We start from the raw sequence: 21,612 nt of genomic DNA, 5'->3' as shown, positions 1-21,612 counted from the left end.
GGTGGTGAGCAGTATGAGCATAACGAAAATAGAAAAGACTTTGAGACTGGAACATCAAAACTTACGGGCGATTGTCCCCCAGAGAAAAACGATAGATGCACAAGACTACAATGTGGAAGACTTCAAACCCAGCGGAAATAATCTACTCGATGAATGGAGGATAAAAAGGCTTTCCGAATACCTTACGTACAAATTTCCCATGTGGAAGAGAACGGGTTTAAAGAGCATTTCTTTACCAAACGTCTTGCCATACAAAGGTTTAGAATCTCTCGATATCGATGGTTTGAATTTACTCGAATCTCTGGATTTTGAAGGAGCAGATAGAAAATTTGTTCTACTTGCCGATGTTTTCTCTTCGAGTGGGGACTACGTAACTGTCGAAGATGACACCACATTGATAGTCAACGACATCACCCAGTACGATAACACGTTGATCGACGTGCGAAGCGGGGAACTTAATCTTGTAAGAATTGTCGAAAAACCTTTCTTTGTAGGCAATCTCAGAGTGAAAGTCAGAAAGGGTGCGAAGTTTAATCTTTACAATCTTTACTTAGGAAGCAAAGATGACAGTTTACTTATTTCAAATGTTTTCATAGATGTCGAAGATAATTCAAAAACCGTAGTCAAAGATTTCTATTTCGGTGGTAAAATAAATGCTGGATACGTAAGTGTGAGAATAAGTGGTGAAAATGCCTACGCCGATGTGCGTCCTTATTATCTTGGAAGCAGGAAAACGATTATAGACATACTCTATCTCATGAGATTCTACAAACCAAACAGTTACGGAAATGTCGATGCAAAAGGTGTACTCTCTGATGAATCTAAAGTAGTATTCAGAGGTATAATGGATATCATCAGCGGTGCGAAAGAAGTCGAAGCACACCAAAGCAACCATGCAACTTTGGTCTCTCTAAAGGCTAAAGTTGAAGCGATACCAAGTCTTATGGTCGACGAAAACGATGTTGTTGCATCACATGCCGCAAGTAGCTCACCGATAGATGAGAACATGGTATTTTATCTGATGAGCAGGGGTATACCAAGAGAAGATGCGCAGAAGATGATTGTACGCGGGGTCTTTGAGACACTGAAAGATGAACTCAAACGATACAATCTGGAAGGGGTTGTTGAGAATGCGCTCAACGGTGTTCTCGGATGAGGAGTTTTCAAATATACTGAACGATTTTCCTGCACTTAAAAGAAATATCAACGGCAAGAGGTTAGTTTATTTAGATAATGCAGCAAGCACGCTCAAATGCAAATCCGTCATCGAAAAGATGACGGATTTTTACCTTTATCATTATTCCAACATCCACAGAGCTGTTCACACACTCGCAAGTGAGGCAACAGTCGCGTACGAACAAGCAAGGGAAAAAGTGGCCAATTTTTTGAACGCAAGTTCCGAAGAAATCATCTTCACAAGTGGAACAACTATGGGAATAAATTTCTTAGTGAACTCGCTCGCGAAAAGCGGGATTTTGAAAACGGAAGATACTGTATTAATTTCACAAGTAGAACACCATGCGAATCTCGTACCTTGGGTGAGACTCTCAAAATTCTACGGCTTTAAAGTAGCTTACATAACGGCAGATGAAAAAGGGGTTATCACAAATGAATCAATTTTGAAAACTAAAGAATCTATTCCAAACCCAAAAGTTGTTTCAATTACAGGACAGTCAAATGTTACAGGTCAAGAGATGCCTATAGAGTTGATAAGAGAGACTTTCAAAAATGCAACCTTGATAGTTGACGGTGCTCAGCTTGTACCACATAAAAAAGTTGATGTCAAAAAGCTCGATGTTGATTTTCTCGTGTTTTCAGGCCACAAAATACTTGGCCCGACGGGAATAGGTGTTCTGTATGGAAAAAAGGCACTTCTTGAACAGCTTGAGCCGTTTTTGTACGGCGGGGAGATGATAGATAAAGTTACATTCGAAGATGTTACATTCAATGTTCTACCGTACAGATTCGAAGCCGGTACTCAACACATCACAGGTGCCGTTGGGCTTGGTTATACGATAGATTATCTGGAAAGTATCGGATTTGAGAAGGTAGAAAAGCACGTTGAAGAGTTATCAAATTACCTGTTAGAAAAGATGATGGAACTTGATTTTGTGGAAGTCTACGGACCAATTGATTCTTCTCACAAATCTTTGGTATCATTTAATGTGAAAGGTGTGCATCCGCATGATGTTTCACACATACTCGATGAGAATTTTGGTGTAGCCACAAGAAGCGGGCACCATTGTGCACAACCGCTAATGGGCGTCTTAGCGAAAGGATCAAAGATAGATTTTCCTAACTCAACAGTTAGAGCGAGCGTTTATCTATACAACACGAAAGAAGATATAGATGTCTTAATAGAAGGGTTAAAATACATCCGGAGGTGGTTCGAATGATATACTCTGAATTCATAATGGACTATTCAAAACTAAAGAAATTTCATGGAAAGATAGAAAACGCTCACAAGGTCGAGGAAGGTAAAAATCTTTCCTGCGGTGATGAAGTAACGCTTTATTTTCTTTTTGATGGCGACAAGATCGTCGATGTGAAATTTGAAGGGCACGGTTGTGCGATAAGTCAGGCATCAACAAACGTGATGATAGAACAAATCATTGGAAAAACAAAACAAGAAGCACTTGAAATGATGAAAAACGCAGAGAATATGATGCTTGGAAAAGAATTTGATGAGAATGTTCTTGGACCTATCATAAATTTTTACGATGTGAAGAATTATCCAATGAGGGTTAAATGCTTTCTACTTCCATGGAAAACCCTGGAGATTGCTTTAAAGAATGAATAAACAAAGTGTTCAGTTAATACTCATTCTAAAAAACACTGGAGGTGGAGATGGATGAAGAAGTTTTTCAAGGAGTTCACTGATTTCTTAAAACAGTACAACGTAATTGGTCTTGCTGTCGCAATTATTATCGGTGGGAAACTCAACCAACTTGTTTCATCCCTTGTTAACGACCTTATTACTCCGGCTATTCTTCAGCCGGTACTCAGCAGAATGAAACTCGGAAGTATTCAGGAAATTCAGTGGCATGGCATTTACTGGGGAAAGGTTCTCTCCGCTGCGATAGATTTTCTTATAGTTGCTTGGATTGTTTTCACACTGGTAAAAGCAATGAACAAAGCTGCTGAAAAAGCAAAAGTAGCTGCCGAATTGGCAGCAAAAAAGATAGAAGAAAAGGTGAAAAAAGACTAAGCATTTGCTCTAAAATACACGAAAAGCCCCGAATAACTCGGGGCTTTTGTTTTTCTGTTAGTTGTTAATTTAACCACAATGCCTACCACAGAATGAAAGAAGCATACCCCACTGTATAGGAGTAATCTTGTGAGAATTCTGCACTTGTAGTGTGATAGACAAGCTCTGCATGGTTAAACAAGCTTCTTACAACCGCAACAGGTCCGGGACCGCACATGGTTATGTCGTATTTTCTCAGGTCTTCGTAGAGACCTTCCAAGTCATTCGCAAGAATTCGCTGGATGGCAATTTCGTCTTTTTTTATCGTTATTTCGTGCGGGTCGTAATGATTGAAGTCAGACGAAGCAACAACTATCGTGTCCGGGTATTTTTCTAAAATTTTTCTTATTCTTTCCGCAACATAACGAGCTGTAGAAAGTCGTTGGTCCATCATGCAGATTGGAACGAATTGAAATTCTCCAAATGCATGGATCAACAAAGGTAGCTGAACCTCGATAGAGTGCTCATAGAGATGTGCAGCTTCATCATCAGAAATTAACTTACCATCTATTATCTCATCCGCAATTTCGGTGCTTATTTTGACACTTCCATTTGGAACATACCATTCACCCTCTCGCCAAACGGAAACAGCAGCGCCATAACCTGTATGGTTCGGACCAAGGATGATGATATTTCGCGGCCTTCCAAATTCAATTGCTCTCCTAATGCCTAATCCTGCGGTTTTCCCACTGTATACATAACCTGCATGTGGCAAAATTAGGCCTATGGGGTGGCTCAGGTAATTCTTTGGTTTTTCATTACCTACAAAAGCTTCGCATACACTAGCTAGTTGGTTCGGAGTTCCCGGATAAAACTTTCCAGCAACCACTGGTCTTCTGTTCATTTCAGTCACCTTACTTTCGAGTAAACTTAATTGAAAAGCCACTCGCTTATAGTATACCACAATTTTCTTTCAAATAGGCTTTTTTCATTAAGAAAGCGCCGGCTGTTTTTTTACCGGCGCTTTGAAAGTCTTTTTTAGTTATTGTTCTATTATCTTAGCGGTTAGGAAGATCACAATGTTCCTTTGCTCTATTTTTTCCTGCGTACCTTTGAAAAGCCACCCGATAATAGGCAGGTCACCGAGTATCGGGATTTTCCACTCCGATTTGCTTATTTCCTCTCGTGCAAGGCCACCAAGGATAAGCGTTTGACCATCTTTTAGTGTGATTTTAGTTGACGCTTCTCTCTTGTTCTGTTTTGGTAGCCCGCTGATGACTACAGAGTAATCGAAGTTTCCTACAGAGGTAAACAAGTCGAGATCTATTGTATCATCAAGGTTGACGCTAGGAGTTATTTTGAGTTCTATACCAGCTTCCAGGTAAGTCACGCTTTGTTGACCTTGCTGACTTACTATTACGGGTATGGAATCACCTATAAATATTCTTGCTTGCTCACCACTCTTGGCTATTATGTTAGGACTTGCTAAGAGTTTGCCCGTTCCATATGTCCCATATGGGATCTGCACGTTACTGCCTGATGTTTTGATTTGAATCTGAGCTTCGTCAACTATTTTGTTCCAAAGAGCCTGCAAATCCAAAAAGTCGACGATCTTGAATTTCAAGCTAAGTCCTCCTGTTCCTATCGATACGTAATCAGCTGAGCTCAAAATCGTTGTGATATCAAATCCAAGACTGTTCAACAAAGCTTCGTCGACGACTTTCGCTTCGATAGAAACTACCCTCACTTTGGAAACTTTTTCTATAACGTTCCTGATATCGTCAACGTTTTTCGGATCCAGATCGTAGGCAATTATTATTCCAGCGTCTGTATTCACCAAAGCTTTTCCACCGTAGAACTCTATGAGTTGTTTAACCCTATCAGCTCCGCGTGTGACGTTGAATGTATATGTGGTCTTCGTCTTAGTGGCTTCGGGCGTAGTATCTACGACGTAAACATTTCCGGATTTCTTTAAAGCAACGCCGTAATTTAAGAGTATGGAAGTGAATGTGTCAAAATCAATGTTTGAAATTGACATTGTTGCAGTAGTAGTTATCGGTTTTGCGAAGATTACAGAGTATCCAAAGCTTTCAAAAACAGACCTAATAACACTAGCCAACGGTTCGTTATCTATTTTCACGCTAATTTTTCCATCCCTTACCGCAACTTTTGAATCACTCTTTGCAACAGGTTTTGAGACGTACACCACATTACCAATTTCTCTGAAACTAACCCATTCTGAAAAGACATCCTTAAAAGTTTCGTAGTCTATGTTATTCAAACTCACAGAGAATATCCTTGCTTGAACATCATCGATTTTGTAAGATTTTCCAAGCTTGGAGAGTACTTGAGAAACTATATCAGTTACATCTTTGTTCGAAGCGTTGATAGTTATTAATCCTTCTTTAACTACAACTTCTCCCGGCTGTGCAAGTTGAGATACTGCTTGTTGCTCTCGAACAGATGTTTGTTGAGGAAGATTTGAATAAATCAAGTAAACCTCATCTGTTTGTTTATAGCTAACACCAAACGTTTGTAGGTATTCCAAAAAGCTTTTAAAATCTGGTACTAACAATCTCAAAGTAACGTTGGTTTTTAGTTCGTCAGCCAAAATAACTTGTTCTTTCAATATGTTACTTACCTTCATTATTATTTCCGCTAAATTCTTGTTTGAAACTTCTATCAGCAATTTACCATTTATGACATTGTACTCACTATCAATATTGAACTGCAATATCTCCTTTTCTATATTATCAAGGCTCTCCTTTTTACCTACCAAATATACTTTATCACCAACTTTATAGTATTTAACATCTGCATCGTAAACTGAAATGATCGTCTCAATATCCTTTGGTTCAAGTTTCGTTGTTAAAGACCTTAATTCAAGCTGCGTCGAGAAACCACTCACAAAGCTCTTCACACTTGCAATCTGTTCTTTAGCTCCGTAGACTATATAACCAGCTTTGACTTTATAGGTTTTAACGCCGTACAACTCTTTTATAATGTTGTCCAAAGCATCGTCGTAATTCAACAACTCATACTTGAGTTCAGGATATTGAGAGAGTCTTTCTAACTCCGATTTCAATTTGGCTACTTCTTCTTTCTTGCCTTTTAAATAAACAATGTCACCGACTTGGATTGCTTCTGCTTTCAAGCCAAGCAAGTCACGAAGCTTGGTCATATCTTCAGTCTTCACGTTACCGCTAACTCTTATCGTATCTATAACCATCGAGCCTTTCTCTTCATCAAAAATGGCTATCTCTTTTTGAATTTTATCAAGGCTCTCCTTTTTACCGATTAAGTACAGCTTATCACCTATCTTGTAGTGTTTCACCGTGCTATCGAAAATCTCTTTTATCATCCTTATGTAGTTTTCCTCTACACTGGTTGCAACCACTCTAACCTCTTCGTCTACCCTTATCTGACCAAGGAAAGTTTTTACATTTTGTATCTGCTCTTGAGTTCCGTAGACCATATATCCGAATTTTGTTTTGTAAGTTTGTACATAGTAGAGCTTTTTTAAAACTTCATCTAAACTGTCATCGTAACTAAGAACTTCGTATTTCATCTCCGGTGATTTGGTCAGCCTGTTGATTTCTTTGATTAGTTTTTCTATTTCTTCTTTACTCCCTTTCAGATAAGCGGTATCACCAACTATCTCCACTTTAACGTTCAACTCCATAATTGTACTCAGCTTTTCCAAATCTTCCTTTTTCAAAGTGCCGGAAAGATTTAGAGATACCAAGTCAGACTGGAGGCTAAGTGATTTCAAGTATGCAGCGGCCCTTAGCGCATTTTCCGTAAGCCCCGATACCACTGCTTTTCCAAGATCTTGGAAGTATGTCACATCAACGTTGTAAACCTTTTTGACATAATCGATGTGGGAAGTAGAAAGTGAAATCTGAACAGGAACTATGAAGTTTTCAACTGTCAACTTTTCCAGGAATTGCTTTGCGCTAAGTGCTTGGGAACCATAGATAAGTAATGCGTTTGAGAGTTCGTAAACCTCAACTCCATAAAGCTTCTTTACAACTTCAAACGCATTTTCATCGTATTTACCGCTTAGGATAATTATGTTCTTACCAAAACCTTCCCTGATGTTTTTAACCTTTTCTTGAACTTTTGAAGTTTCCTGCTTTGGCACTGTAAAGATCCAATATCCATCGGTAGAGAGACCCACCGTGTACCCTGTAAGTTTTTCCATTACATCTTTTGAAGGATCAGATGGGTCTGCCTTCAAAATTACTGTCGTTAAATTTTCTTCTACTGCTTTTTTTAACCGTTCTATCTCCTTTATCTTCCCTTTAACGAGCTTTGAACCATCCGAGAAACTTTGTAATACATTTACACTAAAGGCTTTCAAAAACACATCATCGACTTTAACCGTTGCGGTTGTAGTTCCCATTAAATTTACAAGTTCAAGAAATTCCTTATATTTTTTCTCGCTGACAAATAAAGTTACATATACGGTGTTATCGTACGACTTGAGAATGTAATCAAATTCCGGTATGTCTAAATAACTCAAAGTGGTTTTTACAAGCTCTTCCGGCACATCTGTTAGTGTAACCTTCCAAGGTCGTGAAATAACTGGGTCTTGAAGAAAGCTTTTTACTACGCTTTCATAATCAGCAGGAACATAAAGTTTATCTCCAATAACTTGGATAACCACATCTTTGTAAAGTAATCTGAGGAATTCAGCAACGCGCTGAGGATACTCAGAAGTAAACGTTTTGTATTGTGTTTCTAGTGTTGGCTTTCGTGCAGGTTTCAGTGTTCTTATCATTTCCTCGGCTTTGTCCCAATCGACCCCTGAAAGGGCAACTTTCTTTATCTCCGGGAGGATAACAAAATCAAAGTCGTAGATTTTTCTCAGTTTTGACAAGAATTCTTCGAGTTCTTTGTCGTCAGATGAATAATCTATGTAATACCACGGAAGTTTGGGCTCTGTTTTCTTAGTTAGTTCACTTGCAGCTAAGCCTATAGCTGATGCGAGTATTTTGTATTGATTAACCCCACCATATGTAAATAACTTAGATTTATCCGACATAGGTTGGACATATATACTTTCCACAAACATCTTACTTAACTCTTCAACAGACACCTTGCCACCAGGAATCTGGAAGTTAAGTGCAAAGGTTCGTTCAATATCTTCCTGAGCCCCAATATACAAAGTTTGATCTTCAGCGTAAGCATAAGACAAACCTGTAAGAGTCAGGAGATTTCTCAAAATTTGTTCTATGCTCGAATTGTTGGCCTTTGTATTTACAAATTTTCCCTTAGCGCTATCGTACAAGACAAGATTTATCCCAAAGAATTCCGCCAAATCTTTGAAAGCAACTTCGCTCTTAAGGTTTGTAAAATTCGCTGTCATTCTTTTTGTGGAGGTACTTAAAGGTAATCTAATATACAATTTTGATCCCGTAACATTGTACGTTGCACTAACGGGGGTAATTGTGTACACAAAAATATTTAAAGCACCACGAAACGGTATCACTTGGACACCTTCGACTGTTTCTGCATTCACGGGTAGATAAATAGGACTTATGCATGTATCATTTACCACTAAGAAATGGACGGTCTTACTTCCGTTTTTTGAATAGTACTGAACCGTCGGGGATTTTGTGAAGGACGCTATGACCACTATCTCACTTGAAGTCTTAACATATGTAAGGTCTATAAGTTCTGCAAAAGAACTTGAGAAAAGCAAAAAAAGAAAAACAGTAATTAGAATTGAGAAAGTCTGCAATCTCTTCAAAGCTTTATCCCCCCTACTGCTCAAAGATGATTCTGTTAACTAAAAGTATTGAAAATTTCCAAAAACCGTATTATCTTCTTATTAGTGGAACACCCCCCACCATCAATTCTCACAAAAAGGAGGTACTCCACTATGCAAAATTCTGTAGTCTCTTGCCCCAAATGCGGCTCTACCAACATCTACAAAAACGGTCATGATAAGTACGGTAACCAACAATACTTTTGCAAAGACTGTAAGCGCACTTTCAGACTTGTTCATTCAAAAAAACACAAGCTCTTCTCTTTCCCTTATCCTAAATGCCCTGTCTGTGGAAAAACTATGCAAATCCACAAAATCAAAAAAGCCTTCGTTAAGTTCCGTTGCCGTTCTTGCCATACCAGAGACGAAATCCCAACTAACTTACCTCAATTTGTCCCTCTTCCTTTCGACTCTTTCAAGTTCTTCCGTTTCCCTATCTTTATTGTCCTTAAAGCCTTCGTCCTTTATTTCAAAGCTGTGTCCTTGCGTTCCATCAGAGACTCACTTAATATCAAAGTCTCTCATGTCGCTATCTACAAGTGGATCCTTAAGTTGTCTTGTTTCTTTTCCATCCTCGTTCCTGTAGATGCTTTCAAAGTCCATGGTGATGAAACTGTCGTTTTGTTTAAATCCAAAAAGTACTACGTTTGGTTCTTAGTTGAGCACGATTCGAATCTTATTGTTGCTTGGCATGTATCCAAATATCGCGATATGGGTCAAGTGAAGATATTGTTAGAGAAGTTCTTTGGTAACAACGAAAGAGAAATCGAACTAATCACTGATGGACTTGGTGCGTATGGTGCAGTGAAGATACTATACAAGAATATCAACCATATAGTTGTGAGACTTGGGCAAAACAATCAATGTGAATCGAAGTTTTCGTTATTCCAAGACTTTGTACGAGCCAAGCGTGGATTTAAGAATATTGACAATCTTCCAATGTACGTGAACAGCTTTTGTGTAGTGAGAAATCTCTTGAAACTGAACAACAATGATATTGCGCGTGTTATCTGTGTTCTATTGTCTTCCATCACTACAAGTTAACAGCATTATCCCCCCTACTGCTCAAAAATTATTCTTTGCTAACTCCTATCTTTTTTATTTTACCATCTGTTGTATCCAAAACAACCAAATGCTTGCTACCGATGTATATAACCTTGTATTTTGCATCGATCAACTCATCGCTAAGCCAAGATTTAGTTTCACCATTCAACGTAAGATACAATTTAGTTATTTTCGATTTTCCATCTCTGATTTCCAAGTAACCGTGATACTGAATGTTATCTGAAGTTATGTCTTCAATGAACACTGAAGAATTTTTGGATTCTAGATTTCCAGCAACTCCACTGAGCAAACTTACAAGATCCACAAAGTATGGTTCAAAAACGTTTGGAACGTTTACCTTGTATTCAACTAGTGAAGCTAGCTCTGTAATACTTAAATTCGTTTGGATGGGAAAACTCATAGTTGCTGAAGTAGTTTCACGCGCCGAAGAAATATCGCCGGAGTTCTGACTACTGGCTGCATTATTGCTCGTTGAATTAGATAAGTTTGTCTGAGAAATCGCCTGTTGTGTCGCTTGATTTAAAGATCCAGACGATGGTTGTGGACTGGACTTTTTTGGCCCGTAATTTATATACAAAACAACGATAGCAATGCCCCATATAACCACAGCTAATACAAGAAGTATTATAGTCCTCTTATTCAACGCCATCTATTCTCGCCACCCTCATTTCCTGCTCTTACTCCGAACTACGAATGACCAATGTATATTTCACAGCAGTCTTTTTAAATGCTAATGGTTCATTGAAAGATGACTTTATAACCAAGTAATCTATTGCCAGCACCTTCTCAGAAAGAAGTTCCTCCAGCTTAGCTTTAAGTTCAGCGGAAGTCATTTCGTCATCGGCAAAGGTCCCCTGAATATTGTAAATTAGCGATCTGACTTTTTCTAGCTGTTTACCCTGTTCTTCCAATTGCGATACTGTGCGGTACACATTTCTTATTTCAGAAAACTTCTGTTCAAGCTTAGAAATATACAAATATGTTTTGTTGGAAAAATAAAGAAAGCTACCAGCAAGTGACAGGATTAGCGTAAGAATGGAAATAGTTACCGCCACTTTTCGTGGTATCAGTATCATTTCATACCCTCCCAGATATAGTGGTAGTACTTTAAATCTCCCAGAAAGTTTCTCTGCTCCAATAAAGAAACATTTACATCTTTGTAGAATCTTCCCAAGTCATTGTAAACCGTTGAGGTACTGATTTGGGTTTCCGTACCGTATTCATAGAACTCCAAGTAAAATTTTTGCCCGTCGTAAAGCACCCCTGTTAAAAAGTAGCTATTTGTGCTTGATGATACATACTTCAAAAAGCTGCGCAGGAAGTACGTATCTTTGTACTTTTCAATTATATAACTTCTGATTCCCTCATTCACGGTTCTTAGTTGAGATTCCTTGCTTTTTAAAGAGGATAGAAGATTCTCTACCTGGGTATCTAAGCTTTTCAAATCCGCAGTTGAGAGATTGTTAAAAACCTCAGGGTAATTAACTAACAACTTTGAAACTTTTTGCTCCTTAAGAAAATATGAGGCCGAAAAGAACGAAATAGAAGGCACAAGCGATATTGCCAAAAGTAAAAGAAAAGAACTTAATTTCAAAACTCTCTTCCTACCAGGTGATAGATTTAACCTTTCCAAGTTCTAATCCCCCCCTGTAGAGAAGGCCAAGGTCTGCTATGGTTAGCTCTGCATGTGGCCGGAACGAAAATACAGCCTCAGAGAGTTTTGACTTGAAATCCGAGTCAGTAGATAAAAGCGCCTCTTTGAGAACCGTTGATCGACATACCATTGAAATCCCGTCGACCATTTCTACGCTTAGCTTTTCCAGTTCCGTTGTATTGATTGTGATTATCACTTCTCTGTTTATTATCGCCAATATGTCGTAAATTATGCTTCCTACTATCCTTTTAGCGTATCCTATCAGTTCTTCGTTACCACTGTTTTCAATTTCAAAAAGTTCAAACCCTGTTTCTTCTTTAATCAAGTGGTTCACTTCGTTCAACGAAAAATCAATCATCCTAACGTTCAGAATATTCTCACCGTTCATAATCACTATACCAGAGCTGTACTCACTGAGCACAATGTAAATCCATCTACCCGGAAGCTTCTTGGCAATCAACAGCTCGGCAAGGATATTTGGATAAGCGACATCAGGTATGAAATCAATATTGTACGAACTGAGGTACCTGAAGAAATCTGTCCTTTTCAAAAAGAAGGTCAAACACTTTCCAAAGAGTGAAGGAATGCACGACACGATCAAATCTTCACTAAGGTTGTAAATTCTCCTGATTTCTAATTCAGCAGCTCTGATACGGTCCTTTTCTTTCTTCGTCGGTGGTAATTCTAAGAATATCATTTGTATAATATCCCACGGCACATTTACGACTGTTATATCTTCTGGATCAGGTAGAATGAACTGTGGATAATAGCTTTTTATTCTAAGCTTACCTCCGCGGTATTTTGCAACTGCAGTGTTAATTTGCCCGTCGTTCAGACTATAAGCCACTACTCTGTTCGAAAGAATGCCCAAAATTACTTTGCACCTCCTGAAATTTTAATAATTATAGGCTCAACAGCTACTCCTGAGTATTTACCACCTTTTACCCACCTGAAAGAGTCAACCACGATCCCAGAAAGGCTGTTCTCTGAAACTCTGTAAAACTCCATCATATTAATCGTGGCGACTCGGCAATAGCTTCCCTTGTAATCTTTATACAGCTGGGATTTCCACAGACCAGCATAGATCGCCGTTTCTACATACTCTTTATTTAAATCAACGTCTGCCATTTTTGAGATACTGACTGAAAGAGCAACAAAAACCAAACTTAAGATTAGCAGAACAACCATTAACTCGATAAGGTTCAAACTTAATCACCTTACCAGCAAATTCTACCTACCAAACTGCCCCTGCATCTGGAATATCGTTGAGTACATTGTAAAAGCAATAAATGCGATAAACAAACCAACAAATGCGATCATCATAGGCTCGATAAGGCTAACAAGCTTTTTTGTATCTGCCAATATCTCTTCTTCGTAAAAATCAGCAACTTTTTCCATGACAACATCTAACTTACCAGTTTGCTCGCCCGTTCCAACCATTTCGTACACTATCTGTGGAAAAATACCTGCCCTTTTAAGACTCTCTTTTAGACTACTACCAGCTTTGACTTCATCAATAACTTTCGAAATAATCGCTAAAAACCTGGGATTATTTGAAGCTTTTGCAGCCATATCCAAAGCATTAACCATTGGAACACCGCTACCAATGAGAACCCCAAGTGTCCTTGTAAATCGTTCGTTGGCCATTTTGAGCCTTAACTTCCTAATAGGCGGAATTAATCCTCCAATGAATTCCTTAACGTACGCACCGTACACAGTATCTAAGAAAAATTTCAATCCGACACCGATTCCAATAACAATAGGCAGAAGTATGTACCATTTCTTAGTGAAAATATAGTTCAGTTTCATAAGCATTCCCAATACTCCACCTTGAGGTGTTGCACCAAAGACAGAGATAAGCTTTGGTAAAATAAATACAGAAATCACAATAACAACTGCGACTGCAAACCCGAGAATAAACATAGGATAAGCCATCGATGATTTTACCTGCTCTCTTAATCTATTGATACCCTCGTAGTAATTCGCAATTTTTTTCATCGTTACGTCCAGTACACCGCCCTCTTCACCAGCGCGGACCATGTTTACAAATATCGAATCAAATACTCCCTGCCTTTCAAGGGCGTCAGAAAACGACATACCACCTTTCATGTCGGAAGCAATTTCTTTAAGTATGTTTCGAAACTTCCTTGAAAACACTTCTTGTTCTGATAAAGTCATTATCGCATCAACGAGTCTCAAACCAGCGGAAATCATAGTTTCCAACTGTCTTGCAAAAAGAACTATATCTTTCAACCTTACCTGAAAAACCGTTTTCTTTTTCGGAACATTACGCCCAGGTTGAACTGTGCGTACGCTTGAGCTTTTCTGACCCTTTTCAGCCTTTTCAACAATATCTGTAACCAGTATCCCCTGCTCCTTGAGCCTATCAAGTGCTTCCTTTATATTATCAGCTTGGACAATTCCTTTCAATTTTCTACCGCTTCGGTCTATGCCTTTATATTGATAAACCAAATCAACTCACCAACCTTTCGCACGGATTGTGGATAAACGCAAATCTTCGAAAATCGTGCCCTTGTGCAAGAAGACCTTTCTGTCACATAGATCTTCGAAGAGCTCGGGCTCATGCGTAGCTATAAGGAATCCCTTTCCATTTTGCTTAAATTTCTTAAGTATTTCTCTAACCGAAAGCACGCCTTGGAGGTCCAATCCTGCAGTTGGTTCATCGAAGATGAGAAACTCAGGTTTATGCAACAAAATAGAAGCAATAGCCACCTTTCGTTGCTCTCCGCCAGATAACCGAAAGGGTGATTCTTGGAGGACACTTTTTCTCAAACCAACGAGCTCAAGAACTTCTTCAATATCGTTTTGAGTAAACGGGACTTGAAAATTCTTTGCAGCGTATGTGAGCTCTTGCTCCACCATTTCACTGAAGAATTGACGTTCTGGTATCTGAAATGCTACTCCGAACTTCTTACGATATTCGTAAGGATACAAAAAAGGATCTTTACCATCATAGGATAAAGAACCTCTAGAGGGTTTTATTAGTAGGTCTATCAGATAAATCAACGTTGTTTTACCGGAACCAGTGTTTCCAACAAGTAAAATGCTCTCGTTTGATGAAAAAGAAAGATTTATTTCTCTGAGAGCTACTCTTTCAACATCCGTACTCTCTTCGAAAATCACAGAGACTTCCTTTAACTCTATCAACATCTTTGTCCACTCACCAATTCGCAAGCTTTATTACCGACTTCCAGATTTTATTCTTTCCTTGATAAATAAATCCGAATCCCGCCTTCCTTCCAAATATCCTCAGCATTTCCAAAAATATCTTTCATGTAGTTTCTAATCCTTTCTCCTCCTTTGTTGTGATAGGCAACCAACTGGAGTGTCCCTCCGGGTTTTAGATGTTCATATGCTCCAGAAACAAGATCCATCCACACCTTCTTACCAGCGACAATCGGTGGGTTAGCGATTATGTGATCAAAAACCATCCCAGACCATGGTTCGTACAGACTTCCATGTCGTATATCTGCATCTATATTGTTGTCTTTGGCGTTTATCTTCGCAAATTCAACCGCCCTTTTGTTAATATCCGACATGAATATTTCTATTTGAGGATTTTCCTTTTTAAGAACAATGCCTATCACCCCATATCCGCAACCTATGTCTAAAACCTTCCCACTTACTGGAGCGTGGTGATTAATGAGTATCTGGGTCGCTTTATCGACATCTCCAAAAGAATAAACCCCTGAGGGACTTTTAAACGTGTATATGTGCCCGCTCTTCAGTTTAAGTTGTACCTCTCTAACTTTTAAAGGAGTTTGAGGTTCTTCAACGTAATAATGTTCGAAATGTTCAGAATTTTGCAAACTGTGACCTTTTTTGTTTATTTTATCTTTTTCGTTCATTTTTTCACCTCCGTTTTATACGCTTAGCAAATCAATACGTAGCAAAAACCCTTTTCTCGTAAATTTTTTCTTGAGCTTTTGAAATTAATGTATTGAAGTCTTTACCATCTGTTCCATATTCAACTGTGCTTATTTGGATTTCGATATTCAGACCAGATTTCGTAGCGAAACCTGATACTTTCTCCTGAATTCTTTTGATCAGTGATTTGGGGTTCTCTTTGGAAAGTGTTAGTATTATAAATTCATCGCCATTTGTTCTCCCAACTATGTCACTTTTCCTACAAGATTTTGTGATTATTTTCGACAATTTAAGAATCAAATCGTCTCCAAATTCGTGTCCATACATTCTGTTAATCTTCTCGAATTCCTTTATGTCTATATACACCAGGTACAACTTGGTAGGGAGACGTTTTGTTATTTCTGAGTATTTTTCGAAGTACTGCGATAGAAATTTCAAGTTGGGAAGATAAGTCAGTTTATCGAAAAGGTTGATCTTTTCAAGTTCAGAGTTCTTCTCTTTTACCATATCAATTAATTCAAATCGCTCAACAACGATGGAGAGTAAGTTGCCCATCAACTCGGCAACACTTTCAAATCCAGTTTCCGCAAATATATTTTCGTGATCCCAGGTGTCCAAATTAAAGAAACCAACAATTTTCCTTTGAGATCTAATGGGAATGGAAATGAAAGCCTTTATATTATCTATGCTTTGAGCCTTTTCTTGAATGTGCTTCTCATTTTCGTTTAATTTCCTTGCAAGTTCCTTAATGATATCAACACTTCTACGTTTGATCACGTAGACGTGCTTAAATCTTCTCATGACCATCTCTTGTGGAGCGAATGTGACGTTTTTTAGAATATCGTAATCATGGTTATAAGCAGCCAAATAGAAAAATCTTCCATCGCTGTCCTGCCATAGGACGCTTCCACTGTGGACAAAGCTGAGATTATCAACGGCTATTTTAAGAAGCCGCTCAAAGTCCCTTTTCTTTAGCGGAGTCGATCTATCCCTAATCGTATCCATCAGATACTGACTAAAAAGCAAGTACGTATTATTGATTTCATTCTTCAGCTCTCTTGTTTCCTTTTTTCGAGCCATTCTTATCACTCTCCGCGAAAAAATTAACAAACGAGATTATTAGAAAATAGAATAAAATGAGTACAGCTATGAGTGACAGGTAGCCCGTAATACCGACCCTTATCGCTGTCAAGAAATCCTCATTCACCATGCTCTCATCTCCCGTTACTTATCGACTAAAAGTTTTCACAAATTGCTTACCAGTGCAATCAGTATTCCACCGGCCAAGACGGACCCTATCTGACCAGCAACGTTTGCACCAACTGCATACATCAAAAGGTAATTTGTCGGGTCCTCTTTTCTACCGAGTTGATGAATGACTCTCGCAGACATTGGAAAAGCAGAAATTCCAGCTGCTCCAAGCATTGGATTAATCTTGTTTTTAAGAAAGAGATTGAGAAACTTTGCAAAAAGAACTCCACCAGCTGTATCAAAGACAAAAGCCACGATACCAAGAAGCATTATGTAGAGTGTTTGAGGTTTGAGAAATTTGTCTGCCGTCATCGTAGAACCTATAGATAATCCAAGAAAGATAGTAACAATGTTCGCTAGTTCGGTTTGAGCTGTTTTTGCAATGGAATTCAACACGCCACATTCTCTTAACAAATTACCAAACATCAAAAAACCAATTAATGCCGCAGCACTTGGAGCTATCAAACTTGCAACAATGGTAACCAATATAGGAAAGACTATCTTGACTCTTTTGCTTATCCTAAGACTTTTCGGAGACATTTTTATCTTTCTTTCTTCCTTGGTGGTTAAAGCTTTTATGACTGGTGGTTGAATTATGGGCACAAGCGACATGTAAGAATAAGCAGCAACCGAGATAGGGCCAAGCAATTCTTTTGCAAATCTTCCAGCAACGTATATTGAGGTAGGACCATCCGCAGCACCTATTATCCCTATCGAAGCGGCTTGCTTGATATCGAACCCCAAAAGCGTTGCAACAACCATCGTAGCAAATATACCAAATTGAGCAGCTGCACCAAAAAGGAACATAATTGGATGCTCGAGCAGTGGCCCAAAATCAATCATCGCACCAACTGCAATGAATATCAATAATGGAAAAATTTCTGTTATAATACCTATGTCGAAAAATACGTTTAAAACACCACGGTGCAGAACACCATCTATCCACTGATCTATAGCGGAGGAAAACGGAATATTTACTAATATCGTAGAAAAACCAATGGGGACTAAGAGCGCAGGTTCGTATTCCTTAGAGATGGCGAGATAAATTAGAAAGAGCCCTATTGCTACCATTGTAACATTTCCAAAGTTCAAAGCGAGTACTCCATTTAAGAGCTCTTGCAACGTAAACACCTCCAAAGGGCTTCTGTGTAATGTCATTGCTACTTTAATATTTTAGCATTGTGAAAGCTAAAAATGGTAATTTTGCTTTCTTGTAACATCGTTTTTTTCATAAATTCATCGATTTAAAAAAATTGTCAATGGGAACATATTCAAAAAGGGAGCGTGATTGTTATGCTTAATGTTTCAACAACCTATATTTTTCTTCTTTTGTACAACTCGATAATATCACTGCAGACTATAGCAGTTTTTTTAAAGTACCGTAATAAGTCAATCTCAATTACCGGGGCCATCGCATCTTTCACCGTGGGGTTTTACTCTTTTGGATACGCAATGGAACTACTGAACATACTGTCTAACAACTTCGATCAAGCGTTCTTTTGGTACAAAATACAATACTTCGCAATTCCATACTTGCCTGTGCTATGGTATTTCTTTGTTTCAAGCTTTGCAGGTATAAAGATTTCAAAGAGGAAAGTTATATTTTTACTTATAATTCCAATAACAACAACATTATCTGTTTGGACAAACAATTTACATCACTTGTTCTTAAAGGCATATCTTGTCGAAGACAAGTACATAATAAGAGGACCTCTGTATTACTTACAAATTTTATATAGTTACGTAGTCTCATTTGCTGCTTATTACATCATTCTAAGAATAGCGCATAAATACAGAACTATCTTTCGCAAGATTACAATCTTACATCTGTTAGCTGCGGTTGTCATACCTGTTACGGCAAGTGCTGTGTACATTATTTTTAATTTGCCAATTGACTTGTTACCTTTCGGATTGATGGTAAGTATAATCATAATACTTTTTGAAGCCCAAAGATTGCACGGGTTTGACTTAGAAAACGAAGTAAAAAGCATAGTATACGAATCTTCAAAAGACTTGATAGTTGTTCTTGATAAAGAAGGATACATAGTCAGCGCAAATGAAAATTTCAAAAGATATGCAAGGGACTTTCTTGGGAATATTGATGTACTGTACAAACCTGCTCAGAATATTCTAAGCGAAGAATGCATTGGAACTATTGAAAAAGGGCAAGGTGTTATTGAAAGGTTTGGCCACTATTTTGAAATATGGACAAGCCCACTGGTTAGCAAGAACGGAAAAAAGAATGGTACTGTGGTATTTTTCCATGATATAACGGATATAAAGCTTTCAGAGCAAGCAAGGATGATCGAAAACGAGCGCTATAAAACATTGTTCGAGTTTGCTCCAGTAGGTATACTCATAGAAGACGAGGAAGGTAACATCATCGATGTCAACCCTGAATTCTGCAGGATAAATAGTAGATCGAGGGAGGAACTGATAGGCCAAAATGTCACCATACTTGCCCCCGCAGAAGACGTTGAAAGAATCAGGAAAAATATCCAAGAAATCCTTTCTGGAAAAACCTTAATTCACATGGTGAGAAGCTTAGGAAAACGCGGTGAGATAAAATACATAGAACTTTACGAAACAAGTATCATTCTGCCAAACGGGAGAAAGGGAATACTGTCGATACAAAAAGACATCACCAAACAAAAAGTTGCGCAAGAGGTAATAAGAAAACTTGCAAAATACCAACAGATAATTGTAAACCTGGCTATAAACTTTATAAATTTACCAGTTGAAAAGCTTGATGAGGAAATTTCAAGGGCCATAGAACTTGTTGCAAAAGAACTCAATGTATCAAGAATGAGAGTCTACAAGTTTGTTAAAGACAAAGATTCATTCACTTCTATCAATCCCTGGTTCTACTCATCTAATCCAAATGAATCTTCCAAAGTTGAGATTGATCTTCAAAAAGTAAGAGGTCCCGAGCTCGATAATCTCATGAGAGGTAAACAATTTGTAATAACAAAACAAAGCACGCAGAACCAGCTAATTCTAAGCCTTCTTGGGGAAAATTATTCGGCACTTATTACTCCAATAAAACTGGAAAACGAAGTTATTGGTTTTGTAAGTGCCGCTCTTAAAGAAAGGAGAGCTTGGCACCCGGTTGAAAAGAATATTTTCACACTCTTGGCTTCTCTCATCGCCAACATCGAATCAAAGAAACGGTACGAACAAGAACTGATACTCGCAAAAAAATTAGCAGAGGAGGCAAGTGTAGCAAAGAGCAATTTCCTTGCAAACATGAGCCATGAAATTAGAACCCCTTTAAACGGTATAGTTGGATTCGCCAACCTTCTTGCAGAAACCGAACTTGATGAAAAACAAAGAAAATACCTCTCAACGATACTAAAATCAACAGAAGTTTTGCTTGGAGTGATCAATGACATACTGGACCTAGCGAAGATCGAAAGTGGAAGATTACAACTTGAATTCATCGAGTCGAACCTTAAAGCCGAACTCCAAAGTTCGCTCATGTTATACGAAGCAAAAGCAAAAGAGAAAAACGTTGATTACGAAATTTACATAGACCAAAGTATCTCTGATTGTTTAATTTTCGACAGTGTTAGACTCCAACAAGTGTTGTTCAACTTGATCAACAACGCCATCAAATTCACACCTGCAGGAGGGTTAGTATCCGTTCGTATAGAAAAAGTGGGAGAAGATGACGACTACCAGTACATAAAGTTCTCGGTAAAAGATACGGGAATAGGTATTCCAAAAGAAAAGCTCGAAAAGATATTCGAACCCTTTGAGCAGTCAGATGTTTCAATTACAAGAAAGTACGGAGGAACTGGGCTGGGACTTTCTATTAGCAAACAACTTGTAGAACTGATGGATTCAAAGATCAACGTCGAGAGTGAAGAAGGAAAAGGGAGCAATTTCTATTTCACACTCAAATTAAAAAAGTGTTCAAAAGTTCCAGCTAAAGAGAGAAAGAAACCTTCTGAAATTAAAAAATACAAAGCAAAAGTCTTGATCGCAGAAGGTTTCGAGGTAAACAGACTACTCATGACAGAGGTACTCAAAAAGTTCGGTATAGAACCTGAATTTGCTTTTAATGGAAAGGAAGCTATGGAGAAGGCTTTGAAAAACAATTACGACTTGATCTTTATGGACATACTTATGCCGGAAATGGATGGTATAGAAGCTACTAAACGGATAAGGCAGTTTAACCTGAAAGTTCCAATAGTGGCTCTAACTGCACATGCAATGAAGAATATAAAAGATGAAGTCCTCGCAGCTGGAATGAACGATTATGTCGTCAAACCGATAAAGCTTGAAGAAATAGAGAGTGTTCTTGAAACGTACTGTGGCCATTTAGTTGAAAAACCAGAGGACTCAGAAACTTTAAAAAGCGGTGACCAAGCTGTTTCGGTCGAAACTGAAGGTAAAAAAGCTGAAAAAAGGCAAGATATAACACAAGATACAATCGGATCACATATAGCAAAACTAAAGGAAGAGCTAGCAACAGCTGAAAAAGAATACGGTTTAACTCCAGAATTCGAAAAAGAACTGCTTGCGATGTTTGTAACCTCTTCGAAAGATTCACTAAGCAAAATTATCTCAGCATTATCCATGGGAGATTTTGAAACCATCCAACGAGAAGCTCACAGCATCAAAGGTGCCGCACGTTCACTTGGCTTTGCAGAAATAGGAGAACTCGCAAAGGCTATCGAATACGCTGCACGTGATAAAAATGCTGAATTCAATTACCTTGAACAAGTCGAAAAGCTTTCTCAAGAAATCGCCTTTGTTGAAAGATTATTCGAAGAAAAGTTCAAAAGCTGA

General features: G+C 38.3%; 19 protein-coding genes. 6 read left to right on the top strand and 13 right to left on the bottom strand.

Features of this window, described 5'->3' with window-relative positions:
* The first annotated feature begins 13 nt into the window (after nucleotides 1-13).
* Genes NA23_RS08440 through mscL form a run of 4 tightly spaced genes read left to right on the top strand, consistent with a single transcriptional unit; the run spans nucleotide 14 to nucleotide 3,208 of the window.
* Entirely contained in the window at nucleotides 14-1,156 is a 1,143-nt protein-coding gene (locus tag NA23_RS08440; RefSeq protein ID WP_052107218.1) for a SufB/SufD family protein, read from the top strand.
* Nucleotides 1,131-2,396, top strand: coding sequence for a SufS family cysteine desulfurase (locus NA23_RS08435; RefSeq protein WP_033192212.1), 1,266 nt, complete (start codon nucleotides 1,131-1,133; stop codon nucleotides 2,394-2,396). The genes NA23_RS08440 and NA23_RS08435 overlap by 26 nt, the downstream gene beginning before the upstream one ends.
* Nucleotides 2,393-2,800: a Fe-S cluster assembly sulfur transfer protein SufU gene (sufU, locus tag NA23_RS08430; protein ID WP_033192211.1), complete on the top strand. Its 408-nt coding sequence runs from the start codon at nucleotides 2,393-2,395 to the stop codon at nucleotides 2,798-2,800. Before NA23_RS08435 ends, sufU begins: the two co-directional genes overlap by 4 nt.
* A 51-nt stretch (nucleotides 2,801-2,851) precedes the next feature.
* Nucleotides 2,852-3,208, top strand: coding sequence for a large conductance mechanosensitive channel protein MscL (gene mscL / locus NA23_RS08425; protein WP_033192210.1), 357 nt, complete (start codon nucleotides 2,852-2,854; stop codon nucleotides 3,206-3,208).
* An 82-nt stretch (nucleotides 3,209-3,290) separates the two neighbouring features.
* Here mscL and amrB read toward each other — a convergent pair whose 3' ends face one another.
* Nucleotides 3,291-4,091 carry an AmmeMemoRadiSam system protein B gene (gene amrB, locus NA23_RS08420; protein ID WP_033192209.1) on the bottom strand — a complete coding sequence of 267 codons (801 nt, stop codon included), beginning with the start codon at nucleotides 4,089-4,091 and terminating at the stop codon, nucleotides 3,291-3,293.
* A gap of 138 nt (nucleotides 4,092-4,229) precedes the next feature.
* Entirely contained in the window at nucleotides 4,230-8,942 is a 4,713-nt protein-coding gene (locus NA23_RS08415; RefSeq protein WP_033192208.1) for a hypothetical protein, read from the bottom strand.
* Between the two features lie 132 nt (nucleotides 8,943-9,074).
* Between NA23_RS08415 and NA23_RS08410 the strand changes: the two genes are divergently transcribed.
* Nucleotides 9,075-10,004 carry a DDE-type integrase/transposase/recombinase gene (locus NA23_RS08410; RefSeq protein ID WP_033190929.1) on the top strand — a complete coding sequence of 310 codons (930 nt, stop codon included), beginning with the start codon at nucleotides 9,075-9,077 and terminating at the stop codon, nucleotides 10,002-10,004.
* A gap of 28 nt (nucleotides 10,005-10,032) precedes the next feature.
* On the opposite strand, the gene NA23_RS08405 is transcribed toward NA23_RS08410, so the two are convergent.
* Genes NA23_RS08405 through NA23_RS08355 form a run of 11 tightly spaced genes read right to left on the bottom strand, consistent with a single transcriptional unit; the run spans nucleotide 10,033 to nucleotide 17,949 of the window.
* Complete coding sequence (locus tag NA23_RS08405; RefSeq protein ID WP_033192207.1) at nucleotides 10,033-10,674, bottom strand: hypothetical protein; 642 nt, start codon at nucleotides 10,672-10,674, stop codon at nucleotides 10,033-10,035.
* A 28-nt stretch (nucleotides 10,675-10,702) separates the two neighbouring features.
* Nucleotides 10,703-11,101 (bottom strand): hypothetical protein, encoded by a 399-nt coding sequence (locus NA23_RS08400; protein WP_033192206.1) that lies wholly within the window; start codon nucleotides 11,099-11,101, stop codon nucleotides 10,703-10,705.
* Nucleotides 11,098-11,658, bottom strand: coding sequence for a hypothetical protein (locus NA23_RS08395; protein WP_033192205.1), 561 nt, complete (start codon nucleotides 11,656-11,658; stop codon nucleotides 11,098-11,100). Before NA23_RS08395 ends, NA23_RS08400 begins: the two co-directional genes overlap by 4 nt.
* Nucleotides 11,630-12,550, bottom strand: a complete 921-nt coding sequence (locus NA23_RS08390) for a hypothetical protein (RefSeq protein ID WP_033192204.1) — start codon at nucleotides 12,548-12,550, stop codon at nucleotides 11,630-11,632. The genes NA23_RS08395 and NA23_RS08390 overlap by 29 nt, the downstream gene beginning before the upstream one ends.
* A 2-nt stretch (nucleotides 12,551-12,552) precedes the next feature.
* Complete coding sequence (locus NA23_RS08385; protein WP_033192203.1) at nucleotides 12,553-12,885, bottom strand: type II secretion system protein; 333 nt, start codon at nucleotides 12,883-12,885, stop codon at nucleotides 12,553-12,555.
* Nucleotides 12,886-12,909: 24 nt separating this feature from the next.
* Nucleotides 12,910-14,109 carry a type II secretion system F family protein gene (locus NA23_RS08380; protein ID WP_249477031.1) on the bottom strand — a complete coding sequence of 400 codons (1,200 nt, stop codon included), beginning with the start codon at nucleotides 14,107-14,109 and terminating at the stop codon, nucleotides 12,910-12,912.
* 48 nt (nucleotides 14,110-14,157) lie between these two features.
* Nucleotides 14,158-14,850 carry an energy-coupling factor ABC transporter ATP-binding protein gene (locus NA23_RS08375; protein ID WP_033192201.1) on the bottom strand — a complete coding sequence of 231 codons (693 nt, stop codon included), beginning with the start codon at nucleotides 14,848-14,850 and terminating at the stop codon, nucleotides 14,158-14,160.
* A 47-nt stretch (nucleotides 14,851-14,897) separates the two neighbouring features.
* Nucleotides 14,898-15,548, bottom strand: coding sequence for a class I SAM-dependent methyltransferase (locus tag NA23_RS08370; RefSeq protein WP_052107217.1), 651 nt, complete (start codon nucleotides 15,546-15,548; stop codon nucleotides 14,898-14,900).
* Nucleotides 15,549-15,579: 31 nt separating this feature from the next.
* On the bottom strand, nucleotides 15,580-16,647 hold the full coding sequence (locus tag NA23_RS08365; protein WP_033192200.1) for a sensor domain-containing diguanylate cyclase: 1,068 nt from the start codon (nucleotides 16,645-16,647) through the stop codon (nucleotides 15,580-15,582).
* A complete protein-coding gene (locus NA23_RS08360) occupies nucleotides 16,610-16,777 on the bottom strand; it encodes a hypothetical protein (protein WP_158510137.1) in 168 nt (55 codons plus the stop codon). Before NA23_RS08360 ends, NA23_RS08365 begins: the two co-directional genes overlap by 38 nt.
* A 35-nt stretch (nucleotides 16,778-16,812) precedes the next feature.
* Entirely contained in the window at nucleotides 16,813-17,949 is a 1,137-nt protein-coding gene (locus NA23_RS08355; RefSeq protein WP_427854522.1) for a sodium ion-translocating decarboxylase subunit beta, read from the bottom strand.
* A gap of 162 nt (nucleotides 17,950-18,111) precedes the next feature.
* On the opposite strand from NA23_RS08355, the gene NA23_RS08350 reads away from it, so the two are divergent.
* Nucleotides 18,112-21,612, top strand: coding sequence for a histidine kinase N-terminal 7TM domain-containing protein (locus NA23_RS08350; RefSeq protein ID WP_236938354.1), 3,501 nt, complete (start codon nucleotides 18,112-18,114; stop codon nucleotides 21,610-21,612).

It is taken from the genome of Fervidobacterium islandicum, assembly GCF_000767275.3.
Classification (GTDB): domain Bacteria; phylum Thermotogota; class Thermotogae; order Thermotogales; family Fervidobacteriaceae; genus Fervidobacterium; species Fervidobacterium islandicum.
Note: the sequence above shows the minus strand (reverse complement) of the source record. Positions and strands in the feature narration are given on the sequence as shown.